The organism is Pseudocitrobacter sp. RIT415 (assembly GCF_003057695.2).
Classification (GTDB): Bacteria; Pseudomonadota; Gammaproteobacteria; order Enterobacterales; family Enterobacteriaceae; genus Pseudocitrobacter; species Pseudocitrobacter faecalis.
On the sequence record NZ_QBJC02000002.1, the window covers coordinates 103,659 to 116,718 of the forward strand.

A 13,060-nucleotide genomic window follows, 5' to 3' on the forward strand; every position below is an offset into this window, starting at 1 on the left:
GCCATTTTTAATAGACCAGAGGAATGGGTTAAATTTGAACAAACGATCACAATAGTTTGACTAAAAAGCGAATATCGTGGAGTTTATGTCACATTCCAGTCAGCTTTGGGTAACTGCACAATGCAGAATGATATCGCTAACATTGCGTGGTTAATGTTATTTTCTAAGCGGTTGTTTTTGCTAAGATAGCGATGAGGGCGTCTGGTAAAAGCTGGGAACATCATGAATAATGCATATTCATCATAATTCGCTGAGGCAGGGCTAACCACATTGAAACGTCCCGAAACACCCCGTGCGCCAACGCTCGAAGACGTCGCGCGTGCTGCCGGACTGTCCTCAATGACGGTCAGCCGGGCGCTGAATACGCCGCAGTTGGTGAGGCCAAAAACGGTTGAAAAAGTGATGCAGGCGGTGCGTGCGACGGGGTATATCCCCAATGCACTTGCTGGCGGGCTGGCATCACGGCGTAGCAAACTCATTGCCGTTGTGGTGCCGCAAATCAATAACAATATGTTTGTTGATACCATCCAATCGTTAAGCGATACGTTAGCCCATCGCGGCTATCACATTCTGCTGTGTGTCGCGGGTTATACGCAGCAAACGGAAGCTGAACTGGTGGCAACGCTGCTTTCTCGTCGCCCGGATGGCGTGGTGCTCACCGGTATCCATCACACCACGGAACTTAAGAAGGTGATTCTTAATGCCGCTATCCCGGTGGTGGAAATCTGGGATCTCACACCCACGCCGCTGGATATGCTGGTAGGTTTTTCCCATGAAAAGGTCGGTCAGGCGACGGGGGAATATCTCATAAAGAAAGGCTATCGACGTCCTGGATTACTGTGGACCGCCGATCGCCGTGCCGCACAACGTAAGCACGGTTTATGCGAGGTATTGAAGCGTTATGACATCGACGAACCGCCGCAAGTCGATGTGCCGCTTCCCGCTTCACTGGCGCTCGGGCGCAGTGGACTTAGTCAGCTTTTGGCCGATAGCGAATGCGATATCATTGTTTGTAGTTCTGACACTCTGGCGCAGGGTGCCATCATGGAAGCGGAATCTCGCGGGGTTCGTATACCTCAGGATATCGCGGTAATGGGGTTCGGCGATCTTGATTTTGCCGCGTTTAATCGTCCGTCAATCACCACGGTAAGCGTTGACCGACGCGGGATCGGTGAACGTGCGGCGATGATGTTGGCCGATCGTATCGAGCATGTCACGCGTGATGAAACGATTTTGGATTTAGGGTTTGAGCTCATTGAGCGAGAGTCGGCGTAGACACCGTTCATCATCACTTTCACCTGTTGCACTACACTTACCACTTCCCATAAGAGTGGAGGCAACATGATAACGCTCTACGGTGTACCGGGCTGGGGTTCAGCCATCAGCGAACTGATGTTAACGCTCGCGAAAATACCTTATACGTTTATTGATGTAGACGGTTTCGATCAGCCGGGGCCGACGCGCGAGTTACTGAAAGCGCGCAATCCGCTTTGCCAGGTGCCGACGCTGGAACTGGAAAATGGCGACATCTTGACCGAAACGGCGGCTATCGCCCTGATGGTTCTCGATCGTTGCCCTGATATCGCGCCGCCAATTGGGCGAGTTGAAAGGCAACAGTTTCAGCGTCTGCTTATCTGGCTGGTTGCCAATGTGTATCCCACCTTTACGTATGCTGATTATCCCGAACGTTGGGCTCCCGATGCCCCTGGTCAGCTTAAAGAAAAGTGTATTGAATATCGCCAGTCTCTTTATCGTTGGCTGGAAACACAACTTAACGCACAGCCTTATGCACTCGGCAGTAAAATCACAGTGCTTGATTGCTATATCGCGGTGATGGTGACGTGGGGCCCGCGACGCCCTTGGTTTGACGTGAATACGCCAGGGCTGGTGTTAGTGGCAGATGCGGTCTACCAGCGAGAAGAACTTCAGCAGGTGCTGCGTGATAATAAGTTAATTTAAATCGCAAACGTTCAAGGGAGTGCGGTAAAGGTGGGAGTTTACAGGCACGCTTAGATCGCCGAATTTGCGATTGTTAACGCACAATTTAACAACCCACCCGCCGCACCTGTGGTAGCTTTAAACCTCTTATAATAAGGAGCCTGCTATGCCACACGTTGATATCAAAAGTTTTCCTCATGAATTGAACGCCGAAGAGACCGAAGCGCTGGCTGCGGATATTACCGAGGTGATCATTCGTCATCTGCACAGCAAAAACAGTTCCGTGAGTGTCGCCTGGACGCAGGTTCAGCCGGAAGCGTGGAAAGACGTCTGGGACAGCCAGATTGGCCCGCACATGAATGAACTGATTAAAAAGCCGGGTTACAGCATGTAATGTTACGCCGGGTGGTAGTGACTACCCGGCGTAACGTTCTGAATTTAATCCAGCGCGCGCACCAGCTTTCCGCTGGTGACGAACGTTCCCGCTCCAAGGTGATGCAGCGTATTACGCTTATCATCGTCAAACAGCCAGCGACCCTCAATAAACGCGTTGCCATCAGCGGCGGCAGAGACCACTTCGCCAAATAATGTGTCGTATTTTTCGGCGGCATTGATTTCTGGCAGCAGGCGACACTCCATCCACGCCAGACACTTCTCCTCAATCATCGGCAAACCGAGAACCGGGCCGTTAACGGTTGGGATGCCGTAGCTGTTAAATTTATCCTCATCGCGCCCGGACGTACTGCCAACGGCATACGTCCAGTTGGTGGCCGCAACCCCCGGCACTACGATACCGAAGGTGCCGTTACGCTCGATAAGCTCGCGTGACCAGGCGCTTTTATCCACCACGATCGCGATGCGCGGCGGATCAAACTCCACAGGCATTGACCAGGCGGCGGCCATCACATTACGGCGGCCACTTTTTTCGTCCCGACTGGTGATAAGGATTGTCGGGCCATGATTCAGTAAACGGCTGGCATGTCTTAACTCAACAGGGCGGAAATGGCTCATAGGGTGTCCAATAAAAGGTTAAACATCATAATAGTAATGTCGTATCTCCCACATAAAGCAAGTACGTCGCGGGTGAATCGCCACAGCCGATAAAAATGACTCACTACCATCGATGTTTATCAATCAGGCCGGTTTTGCCTGCCAGGTACGATTGCATTTTGCTCACACCTTCGCCACCGCACAAAAACGCCAATAGGAGGGAAAAAATGGGTTATAAGTACTGCACTGAATAATAAGGAATGACTTATGACGCCATTTTTGCACGCTTATTTCACCCGACTTGGCTGGGAAGGAACGCCTGAGACCACCGTCGAGACGTTGCGTAAACTGCATCTTCTGCACAACTGCACCATTCCTTTTGAAAATATTGACGTCCTGTTGCCGCGTGAAATGCAGTTAGACGATCAATCATTACAGGACAAACTGATTACCGCCCGCCGTGGCGGGTATTGCTTTGAGCAGAATGGCCTGCTTGAGCGCGCGCTGCATGAACTCGGCTTTACCGTTCGCAGCTTGCTGGGGCGCGTTGTCTTGGCTAATCCGCCGCAGCTTCCGCCGCGAACGCATCGCTTATTGCTGGTTGATGTGGAAGGCGAGCGCTGGATTGCCGATGTCGGGTTTGGCGGCCAGACGCTAACTGCGCCGATTCGTTTGCAGGCCGACCTTGAGCAAGTCACGCCGCACGGCGATTATCGCTTGTTGCGCGAAGGGGTGAACTGGACGCTCCAGTTTCGCCATCATGAACACTGGCAGTCGATGTATATTTTCACGCTGGACAAGCAGTATTTCGCCGATCATGTGATGGGCAATTTCTGGTCTGCGCACTGGCCGCAGTCGCATTTCCGTCACCATCTGCTGATGTGTCGTCACCTGCCTGAGGGCGGAAAACTGACTTTAACTAACTTCAATTTCACGCATTGGGATAAAGGACATGCGGTCGAGAAGACGCGACTTGCCGACGTGTCTGCGCTTTATGAAACGCTGCAAACTCGTTTTGGATTAGGCCTCGACGATCCGCGGCATGGGTTCAGCGAAGCCGAACTGGCGGCGGTGATGGCAGCGTTTGATACCCATCCGGAGGCGGGGAAGTAAGGTTATGCGGCTTCTCGTCGCGGCGTCTGGCGCACCGCGCCCGGCGCTTTCCCGGTGATACGCTTGAACGCGCGGCTGAATGCGGCGAGGGAACTGTAGCCAAGCCGAAAAGCAACTTGCTCCAGGGCAACGCCTTCATTGGCGATATACTGTATTGCCAGCCGCATTCGCAGTTCTGTCAGATAGCGGGCGGGCGTGACTCCGGTAGCGGCCAGAAAGCGCTCGGCAAAAATTGAGCGTGAAATGCCCGCTTCCCGCGCCAAATCTTCTACTTTCCAGTTGTTACCCGGCTGCGTATGCATCGCATGGATCGCGCGCCCCAGCTTTGGATCGCGTAGCACCTGCACCCATCCCGTTGCATTTCCACAGCCGCTTTCCACCCAACCGCGCACGATAAGCGCGGCCACCACATCGGCAAGACGCGCAAGGATGCCGGCATATCCCGCCTGACGCGTCAGGGATTCGCGCTCCATGGCGGTGAGCAAGGGGTGAATTTCCGGCCATGTCGTCAGCAGGCGGCTTACCAGCATCACTTCCGGCATGGCTTTTACCAGCGGTTGCATGCCGCCAAGTTCGAAATCCATGCAGCCGCTGAAGATTATCGCGCTTTCATCCGCCGCCGTTTCACAGCTATTTTTGACACAGCATACGGTGGAGCAGACGGGCGTTGTCGGCAGATCCAGCACATTCATTGATGTTGCGCGCTCATCTGAGAGCAGGAAATGACCGGAACCATTCGGAATAAACAGCGCATCGCCGCTTTCCAGATTAAATTGTTGCCCGCTTGCGGTGCGTAGCAGCACCGGACCACGACTGATGAAATGAAATTGAGCTTTACCCGCGACGGCGCTGAACTCTACGCCAAACGGTCGGCCGCTCTCAATACGGCGGTAGCTCACGCCAGAGAGCCGCATGCCTGCCAGCAGTTCACTGGTGAGATCGAGATGCTGAAGCGTCATAACACCACTCCCGGACGAATTATCAAGAGTAAAGGGGTTTCCATCATAGATCGTCTGATGAGGATTTCCTAATCTTGTCGAAAATTTGTTAATTATTCTGGAGAGATGTTTATGAGCACATGCATTGCAGCGGAAGCCGGTCTGGACAAAACCAAACCGGCCTGGCGGGCGGTCTATGCACTGGCGCTGGGTGTCTTTGGCTTGATCGTGGCGGAGTTTCTGCCCGCCAGCCTGTTAACACCCATGGCGGCAAGCCTGAATGTGAGCGAGGGGATGGCCGGGCAAGCAGTGACGGCGACGGCTTTAATTGCGCTGGTAACGGGCTTATTGATTACGCCTGCGACTAAAAATATCGACCGCCGCTGGGTGTTAATGTTCTTCTCTGTTTTACAAATACTCTCCAGCCTGATGGTGGCCTTTGCTCCATCGCTTAACGTGTTGTTATTAGGGCGTTTACTGCTGGGAATTGCGATTGGTGGCTTCTGGTCAATGTCGACGGCCACCGCGATGCGACTGGTGCCTGCAGCGAGGGTGCCGAAGGCACTGGCGATCATTTTTAGCGCGGTCTCTATCGCTACCGTCGTGGCTGCACCGCTGGGCAGCTATCTTGGCGGACTGATTGGCTGGCGTAATGTATTCATCCTCTGTGCGGCCCCGAGCGTTGTGGCGCTGTTCTGGCAACTTTGGGTGTTGCCCTCCATGCGTCCGCAAAGCGTGGGCAGCTTTGCCACGCTGTTTAAAGTGTTGGCTCGCCCCGGCATGTTAGGCGGAATGTTCGCCACTATTTTAATTTTTAGCGGTCATTTTGCCTTTTTCACCTATCTACGACCGTTTCTGGAAACCGTAGCGCAAACCAGCGTAGAGGGCGTTTCGTTGATATTACTTGGCTTTGGCGTGGCGAATTTTATCGGTACGTCCGTTGCCGGTTATCTGCTGAGCCGCAACTTACATTTAACGCTCGCGCTGGTACCGTTTGTGATGAGCGTCCTGGCGTTGTTAATGGTGCTGTTCGGGCATGTGGTACTGCTGGATGCCGCACTTGTGGCGATGTGGGGCTTTGCCTTTGGCCTGGTGCCGGTAGGCTGGTCAACCTGGCTTGCTACGACCGTACCGGATGAAGCTGAGAGCGCAGGCGGGTTACTGGTGGCTTCCATTCAACTGGCGATTAGCGCGGGCGCGGCGGGCGGCGGCCTGGTGTTTGATCTTAACGGGGCCAGCGGTGTATTCCTGGGGAGTGGGGTATTACTGTTGAGCGCGATGGTGATTGTTTTTGCACGGGTAAGGGTGAACGCGGTAGCGAAATAAGCGTGCAATTACAAAAACAGGCCCGGTAAGCGCAAGCGCCACCGGGCATTTCTATGATTAGCGACGTGACCTTACCACCTGATAGCGCCGCGTTACATACTCAATTGGCGCACTCCACACATGCACCAGACGGGTGAACGGGAAGAGCAGGAAGATGCTCATCCCCAACACCAGATGGACGCGGTAAATGATTGCCACACCGTCCAGATGCGTGGATGCGCCGCCCTGGAAGGTGACGACCGATTGCGCCCAGCCAACCAGTTTCAGCATTTCGCTGCCGTCCGGGTGTTGTGCCGAGAACGGAATGGTGGTCAGCCCGAGAATACACTGAATCAGCAAAATAGTGAGGATCAGGATATCGGCGGTACTGGAGGTGGCGCGCACGCGTGGATTGGTCAGACGACGCACCAGCAGGCCTGCGCCACCCACCAGCGTCAGCACGCCGCACACGCCGCCGAGGATCATCGCCATTTGCTGTTTTACCGCAATCGGCAGGAACCAGGCGTACATCCAGTGGGGCGTTAGCATGCCGAACAGGTGACCGAAGAAGATCCCCAGAATGCCGACGTGGAACAGATTCGACCACAACACCATCCCGCGCTTGTCGAGCATCTGGCTGGACGAGGCGCGCCACGTATACTGACCGTAGTCGTAACGCACCCAGCTACCGAGTAAAAATACCGTGCCGCAAATATAGGGGTAGATGTCATAAAAGAAGACGTTGAGAAACTGCATCATTTCGGGCCTCCGGCACGGACGTCGACGTACTGCGGCGCAACGTCCTGGCTAAAGCGTCGTTGATAGCTTTGCAGCGGGGAACTGTCACAGCTGGTGGCATTATCTTCGATAAATTTCACCTGCTCCTCTTCCCAGACTGCATCAAGCGCCTGTCGGGTGTCGTCACGCGGTTCACCCGCTACCTGTTTTGTGACACTGTCACTCGATAGTGAGGTGTTGGCGATAATCAGCAGGGCATCAAAAATTTGATACCACGGTGCCTCACGCTGTTTCAGCCGCCCGCCCAGCAGCGCAAGGATCGGCGCGACGTTCTGTAAACCATCCTGCGCGTCGTGAGGCGGAAGAATGCTGAGATATTCCAGATACAGCGGCAGATAATCCGGCAGTTCGCGACAGTCGATCTGCAGTCCGGCTTTTTCATACTGAGCCATTAAATCGACCATCGCCTGACCGCGATCGCGCGATTCCGCATGAACGTGCTCAAACAGCAGCAGCGACGTGGCGCGACCGCGTTCAAAAAACTCGCACCATTCCGCCTGTTTATCGAGCAGCGGTACGCTGAGATGTTTCACCACAAACGGCAGCAGCATCGGTGCATCGCGTTCCACCAGGTTAATCAGCTCGTCACGATTCTCCCAGCACACCTCATCCGGATACTCCAGCAGCAGGCCGATCACCTTCAGTATTTGCATTATTCTCCCTCCGCTTTTTCACGCACTTCCGTGATATTAATGGCGTCGATGCGCTGGCTGTTGAACAGGTTGAATTTGGTATCTGAGCCATGACAGCCGTCGCCAAAGGTAAAACCACAACCGTTGCGTTCCGGGAAAGCATCTTCCGCCAGCTCGCGGTGGCTGGTGGGGATCACAAAGCGGTCTTCGTAGTTGGCGATCGCCAGATAACGGTACATCTCTTCGACCTGTTCCACGCTGAGGCCAACTTCTTCAATCGCGCGGGTATCGGTAACGCCTTCGACGGTTTGCGAACGTTTGTAATGGCGCATCGCCATCATGCGTTTCAGCGCGCGCAGCACCGGGCCGGTATCGCCCGCGCTCAGCATATTGGCGAGGTATTGCACCGGAATACGCAGGGTTTCTACGGCAGGCAGCACGCCGCCATTGCGGGGAAGGCCACCGGCATCGGCAACGGACTGAATCGGTGACAGTGGCGGCACGTACCAGACCATCGGCAGGGTACGGTATTCCGGATGCAGTGGCAGGGCCAGCTTCCAGTCCATCGCCATTTTGTAGACCGGCGATTTCTGTGCGGCATCAATGACGTTTTGTGGAATACCTTGCTTCAGCGCTTCTTCAATCACCGCCGGGTCGTTAGGATTGAGGAATACGTCGCACTGACGCTCATAGAGATCCGTTTCATGTTCGGTACTGGCCGCTTCTTCGATACGATCCGCATCATAGAGCAGCACGCCAAGGTAACGAATACGCCCGACGCAGGTTTCTGAACAGACGGTCGGCTGGCCGGACTCAATGCGCGGGTAACAGAAAATGCATTTTTCTGATTTGCCGCTCTTCCAGTTGAAGTAGATTTTTTTATACGGACAGCCGCTGATGCACATCCTCCAGCCGCGACATTTGTCCTGATCGATCAGCACAATCCCATCTTCTTCACGCTTATAAATCGCGCCGCTCGGACAGGTCGCCACGCAGCTGGGGTTCAGGCAGTGTTCGCACAGGCGCGGCAGATACATCATGAAGGTATTTTCGAACGCGCCGTACATCTCTTTCTGCATCGACTCGAAGTTGCGGTCGTGAGCACGCTTATCGAACTCACCACCCAGCAGTTCTTCCCAGTTCGGCCCCCATTCGATCTTATTCATCCGCTTGCCGCTTATCAGCGAACGCGGACGCGCGGTAGGCAGGTGTTTCCCTTCCGGCGCATTGTGCAGCGTCTGATAATCATAGGTGAAGGGCTCGTAATACTCATCAATAGCCGGTAGTACCGGGTTGGCGAAGATTTTCGACAGCAGGCCGAGCTTGCCGCCAAGGCGCGGTGTGAGCTTACCGCTGATTCCGCGCACCCAGCCACCTTGCCATTTATCCTGGTCTTCCCAGTTTTTCGGATAGCCAATGCCGGGTTTGGTCTCAACGTTATTAAACCACGCGTATTCCATGCCTTCGCGGCTACTCCAGACGTTTTTACAGGTCACCGAGCAGGTGTGACAGCCGATGCATTTATCAAGATTCAGTACCATCCCAACTTGCGAACGTATTTTCATTTTTTCGCCTCCTGTACCTGGTCCTGACCTTCGCCATCCAGCCAGTCAATGTTTTTCATTTTGCGGATCATGATGAACTCATCACGGTTCGAGCCGACCGTTCCGTAATAGTTAAAGCCATAGGCCAGTTGCGCATAGCCGCCAATCATGTGCGTTGGTTTCGGGCAGACGCGGGTGACCGAGTTGTGAATACCGCCGCGTCGACCGGTCACTTCTGAGCCCGGGATGTTCATAATGCGTTCCTGGGCGTGATACATCATGGTCATGCCCGGCGGGATACGCTGGCTGACCACCGCGCGGGCCGTGAGCGCGCCGTTGGCGTTGAAGGCTTCAATCCAGTCGTTATCGGCGATACCAAGCTCTTTGGCGTCAGTTTCACTGATCCACACAATCGGCCCGCCGCGCGACATGGTCAGCATCAGCAGGTTTTCGCTGTAGGTGGAGTGAATGCCCCATTTCTGATGCGGCGTCAGGAAGTTAAGCGCTTTTTCCGGGAAACCGTTTGGCGGTACTTCCTTCATGTGCGTGACACTGCGGGTATCAATAGGTGGACGATAAGCCACCAGAGCCTCGCCGAAGTCGCGCATCCAGGCGTGATCCTGATACAGCTGTTGACGCCCGGAAACCGTACGCCACGGGATCAGTTCATGCACGTTGGTGTAACCGGCGTTATAGGAAACATGTTCGCTCTCAAGACCAGACCAGGTGGGGCTGGAGATGATTTTGCGCGGCTGCGCCTGAATATCGCGGAAGCGAATTTTCTCGTCTTCTTTGTTCAGCGCCAGATGGGTGTGATCGCGCCCGGTAAATTCGCCCAGCGCTTCCCAGGCTTTTACCGCTACCTGGCCGTTAGTTTCCGGGGCCAGCGAAAGAATCACTTCTGAAGCGTCCAGCGCGGTCTCGATTTTCGGTCGGCCTTTTGCCGGGCCATCCAGCTTGACGTAGTTCAGCTTGCCGAGGAAATCGACTTCCTGCTGCGTCTTCCAGCTAATGCCTTTACCGCCGTTACCGAGTTTGTCCATCAATGGGCCAAGGGAAGTAAAGCGCTCATAGGTTGCCGGGTAGTCGCGTTCAACAGCGATAATGTTGGGCGCGGTTTTGCCTGGAATGAGGTCACATTCGCCTTTGCGCCAGTCTTTGATGTCAAAGGGCTGTGACAACTCCGCCGGTGAATCATGCTGAAGCGGCAGCAGTACGATATCCGTTTCCTGACCCAAATGGCCCTGACACATTTCGGAGAAGGATTTAGCGATGCCTTTGTAGATCTCCCAGTCACTTTTCGATTCCCAGGCGGGGTCGACGGCGGCAGAGAGCGGGTGGATAAACGGGTGCATATCCGAGGTGTTCATGTCGTCCTTTTCATACCAGGTCGCGGTTGGCAGGACGATATCGGAGAATAAACAGGTGCTGGACATGCGGAAATCGAGGGTCACCAGCAGATCCAGTTTGCCCTCAATGGCAGCGGTTTGCCATTCCACTTCTTCAGGTTTCACGTCATCGGTGGAGCCCAGCTCTTCGCCCTGTATACCGCTATCCGTGCCCAGTAGATATTTGAGCATATATTCATGCCCTTTACCGGACGAACCCAGCAGGTTAGAGCGCCAGATAAACAGGTTACGCGGGTGGTTTTTACCGTTGTCCGGTTGCTCACAGGCCATGCGAATATCACCGGATTTCAGCGACTGCGCCGTGTAGTCCGTTGGCGATACGCCTGCGGCTTCTGCCATACCTTTGATGTGCAGTGGATTCAGATTAAGCTGCGGGGCAGACGGCAGCCAGCCCATGCGTTCGGCGCGGACGTTAAAGTCGATAAGATGACCGGTATATTTACTCGCATCGGCAAGCGGCGAGAGCAGTTCCTGCGCGGTGAGTTTCTCATAGCGCCACTGACTGGCGTGGTTGTAGAAGTATGACGTGCTGTTCATGTGGCGCGGTGGGCGGTTCCAGTCCAGCGCGAAGGCCAGCGGCAGCCAACCGGTTTGTGGACGCAGTTTTTCCTGGCCGACATAGTGCGCCCAGCCGCCTCCGCTTTGACCTACACAGCCGCAGAACACCAGCATATTGATCATCCCACGGTAGTTCATATCCATGTGATACCAGTGGTTGACCCCGGCACCGAGAATAATCATTGAACGACCGTGCGTTTTGTTGGCGGTATCGGCAAACTCGCGAGCAATCAGCTCAATGTTTCTGCGCGGTACGCCGGTGATCTGCTCAGCCCAGGCCGGGCTGTAGGCTTTGACATCATCGTAGTCGGTCGCCGCATTCTCATCGTTAAGACCGCGATCGAGGCCGTAATTCGCCAGTATCAGGTCATAGACACTCACCACCAGACCACTGTGACCATCGGCGAAGGTCAACTGTTTCGCCGGAAGCTGGCGCACCAGAATCGGTTCCTGTTTGACGCTGCGGAAGTGCGGATTTTCATTGCCGCCAAAGTAGGGGAACGCCACGCCCGCCACCGTATCACGCGTATCAATCAGCGACAACGTAAGTTCGGTTTCCTGGCCTGCCGCCAGCGATTCGAGATTCCATTTACCTTTTTCGCCCCAGCGGAAGCCAATCGAGCCGTTCGGTACTACCAGTTCACCTGCGCTGTTGTAGGCCACGGTTTTCCATTCCGGATTATTGCTTTCGCCCAGACCATCCACCAGGTCGGAGGCACGCAGCATGCGGCCTGCGCTATACGTCCCATCTTCACGCGCATCGAGCATCACCAGCATCGGCATATCACTGTAGCGGCGGCAGTAGTTGAGGAAGTATTCGCTTGGGTTATCGAGGTGGAACTCTTTGAGGATCACATGGCCCATTGCCATCGCCAGAGCACTATCGGTGCCCTGTTTAGGGGCCAGCCAGTGGTCGCAGAGTTTGGCGACTTCCGAGTAGTCCGGAGTAATCGCAATGGTTTTGGTACCCTTGTAGCGTACCTCAGTGAAGAAATGGGCATCCGGTGTACGGGTCTGCGGCACGTTAGAGCCCCAGGCGATGATATAGCTGGAGTTGTACCAGTCAGCGGATTCCGGCACATCCGTTTGCTCGCCCCAGGTCATCGGGGATGCCGGGGGAAGGTCGCAGTACCAGTCGTAGAAACTCAGACAGGTACCGCCAATCAGCGAGAGATAACGCGTACCCGCCGCATAAGACACCATCGACATTGCCGGAATCGGCGAGAAGCCCGCCACTCTGTCCGGGCCGTAGTTTTTTATCGTCCACACGTTGGCGGCGGCGATAAGCTGGTTTAACTCTTTCCACGACGAACGCACAAAACCGCCTTTGCCACGCGCCTGCTTGTAGCTCAGACATTTTTGCTTATCGGACATAATGGCATCCCAGGCTACCACCGGATCGCTGTGCTGGCTTAAGGATTCGCGCCACAGTTCAATCAACTTCTTGCGTGCCAGCGGGTATTTCAGGCGGTTAGCGCTGTAGAGATACCAGGAGTAACTCGCGCCACGCGGGCATCCGCGCGGCTCATGGTTCGGCAGGTCAGGTCGGGTACGGGGATAGTCGGTTTGTTGGGTTTCCCAGGTGACCAGGCCGTTCTTGACGTAGATTTTCCAGCTACAGGAGCCGGTACAGTTAACGCCGTGGGTGGAACGCACAATTTTGTCGAATTGCCAACGCTGGCGATAGCTGTCTTCCCAGTCACGGTTAGTGTGATACTCCTGTCCGTGACCGTTGGCGAAGGTTTCGCCCTTTTGTTTGAAATAACGAAAGCGATCCAGCAACTTACTCATGACATTTCTCCTGACGGGGAAAGCCGCTTCCCCGTGGTTACACT

The 13,060-nt window shown here is 54.8% G+C and carries 11 protein-coding genes; 5 read left to right on the plus strand and 6 right to left on the minus strand.

All coding sequences use genetic code 11. The annotated features are described in order from the left end of the window. Nucleotides 1–270 precede the first annotated feature (270 nt). From DBY68_RS02980 to pptA, 3 genes are all read left to right on the plus strand, one after another. Entirely contained in the window at nt 271–1,275 is a 1,005-nt protein-coding gene (locus DBY68_RS02980; protein WP_108474308.1) for a LacI family DNA-binding transcriptional regulator, read from the plus strand. Between the two features lie 66 nt (nt 1,276–1,341). Then, a complete protein-coding gene (locus tag DBY68_RS02985) occupies nt 1,342–1,959 on the plus strand; it encodes a glutathione S-transferase family protein (protein ID WP_108474307.1) in 618 nt (205 codons plus the stop codon). 145 nt (nt 1,960–2,104) lie between these two features. Then, nucleotides 2,105–2,332 carry a tautomerase PptA gene (gene pptA, locus DBY68_RS02990; protein ID WP_108474306.1) on the plus strand — a complete coding sequence of 76 codons (228 nt, stop codon included), beginning with the start codon at nt 2,105–2,107 and terminating at the stop codon, nt 2,330–2,332. A 44-nt stretch (nt 2,333–2,376) separates the two neighbouring features. Here the strand turns inward: pptA and DBY68_RS02995 are convergent, their stop codons facing one another. Then, a complete protein-coding gene (locus DBY68_RS02995; protein WP_108474305.1) occupies nt 2,377–2,949 on the minus strand; it encodes a flavin reductase family protein in 573 nt (190 codons plus the stop codon). Nucleotides 2,950–3,195: 246 nt separating this feature from the next. Between DBY68_RS02995 and nhoA the strand changes: the two genes are divergently transcribed. After that, entirely contained in the window at nt 3,196–4,041 is an 846-nt protein-coding gene (gene nhoA, locus DBY68_RS03000; RefSeq protein ID WP_108474304.1) for an N-hydroxyarylamine O-acetyltransferase, read from the plus strand. 2 nt (nt 4,042–4,043) lie between these two features. On the opposite strand, the gene DBY68_RS03005 is transcribed toward nhoA, so the two are convergent. Next, a complete protein-coding gene (locus DBY68_RS03005; protein WP_108474303.1) occupies nt 4,044–5,000 on the minus strand; it encodes an AraC family transcriptional regulator in 957 nt (318 codons plus the stop codon). Between the two features lie 111 nt (nt 5,001–5,111). Here DBY68_RS03005 and DBY68_RS03010 point away from each other — a divergent pair, with 111 nt between their 5' ends. Next, nucleotides 5,112–6,305: an MFS transporter gene (locus DBY68_RS03010; RefSeq protein ID WP_108474302.1), complete on the plus strand. Its 1,194-nt coding sequence runs from the start codon at nt 5,112–5,114 to the stop codon at nt 6,303–6,305. 57 nt (nt 6,306–6,362) lie between these two features. On the opposite strand, the gene narI is transcribed toward DBY68_RS03010, so the two are convergent. Genes narI through DBY68_RS03030 form a run of 4 tightly spaced genes read right to left on the minus strand, consistent with a single transcriptional unit; the run spans nt 6,363 to nt 13,016 of the window. After that, entirely contained in the window at nt 6,363–7,043 is a 681-nt protein-coding gene (gene narI, locus DBY68_RS03015; RefSeq protein WP_108474301.1) for a respiratory nitrate reductase subunit gamma, read from the minus strand. Continuing rightward, a complete protein-coding gene (gene narW, locus DBY68_RS03020) occupies nt 7,040–7,735 on the minus strand; it encodes a nitrate reductase molybdenum cofactor assembly chaperone (RefSeq protein WP_108474300.1) in 696 nt (231 codons plus the stop codon). The genes narI and narW overlap by 4 nt, the downstream gene beginning before the upstream one ends. After that, complete coding sequence (gene narH, locus DBY68_RS03025) at nt 7,735–9,279, minus strand: nitrate reductase subunit beta (RefSeq protein ID WP_108474299.1); 1,545 nt, start codon at nt 9,277–9,279, stop codon at nt 7,735–7,737. The genes narW and narH overlap by 1 nt, the downstream gene beginning before the upstream one ends. Continuing rightward, nucleotides 9,276–13,016, minus strand: a complete 3,741-nt coding sequence (locus DBY68_RS03030; RefSeq protein ID WP_108474298.1) for a nitrate reductase subunit alpha — start codon at nt 13,014–13,016, stop codon at nt 9,276–9,278. Before DBY68_RS03030 ends, narH begins: the two co-directional genes overlap by 4 nt. Nucleotides 13,017–13,060: the final 44 nt, after the last annotated feature.

Bases quoted from the DNA above. Each gene is read 5' to 3' on its own strand.
- narW (WP_108474300.1), bottom strand. From the start codon at position 7,735: ATGCAAATACTGAAGGTGATCGGCCTGCTGCTGGAGTATCCGGATGAG.
- nhoA (WP_108474304.1), top strand. From the start codon at position 3,196: ATGACGCCATTTTTGCACGCTTATTTCACCCGACTTGGCTGGGAAGGA.
- DBY68_RS02985 (WP_108474307.1), top strand. From the start codon at position 1,342: ATGATAACGCTCTACGGTGTACCGGGCTGGGGTTCAGCCATCAGCGAA.
- DBY68_RS03030 (WP_108474298.1), bottom strand. From the start codon at position 13,016: ATGAGTAAGTTGCTGGATCGCTTTCGTTATTTCAAACAAAAGGGCGAA.
- DBY68_RS03010 (WP_108474302.1), top strand. From the start codon at position 5,112: ATGAGCACATGCATTGCAGCGGAAGCCGGTCTGGACAAAACCAAACCG.
- DBY68_RS02995 (WP_108474305.1), bottom strand. From the start codon at position 2,949: ATGAGCCATTTCCGCCCTGTTGAGTTAAGACATGCCAGCCGTTTACTG.
- narH (WP_108474299.1), bottom strand. From the start codon at position 9,279: ATGAAAATACGTTCGCAAGTTGGGATGGTACTGAATCTTGATAAATGC.
- DBY68_RS03005 (WP_108474303.1), bottom strand. From the start codon at position 5,000: ATGACGCTTCAGCATCTCGATCTCACCAGTGAACTGCTGGCAGGCATG.
- pptA (WP_108474306.1), top strand. From the start codon at position 2,105: ATGCCACACGTTGATATCAAAAGTTTTCCTCATGAATTGAACGCCGAA.
- narI (WP_108474301.1), bottom strand. From the start codon at position 7,043: ATGATGCAGTTTCTCAACGTCTTCTTTTATGACATCTACCCCTATATT.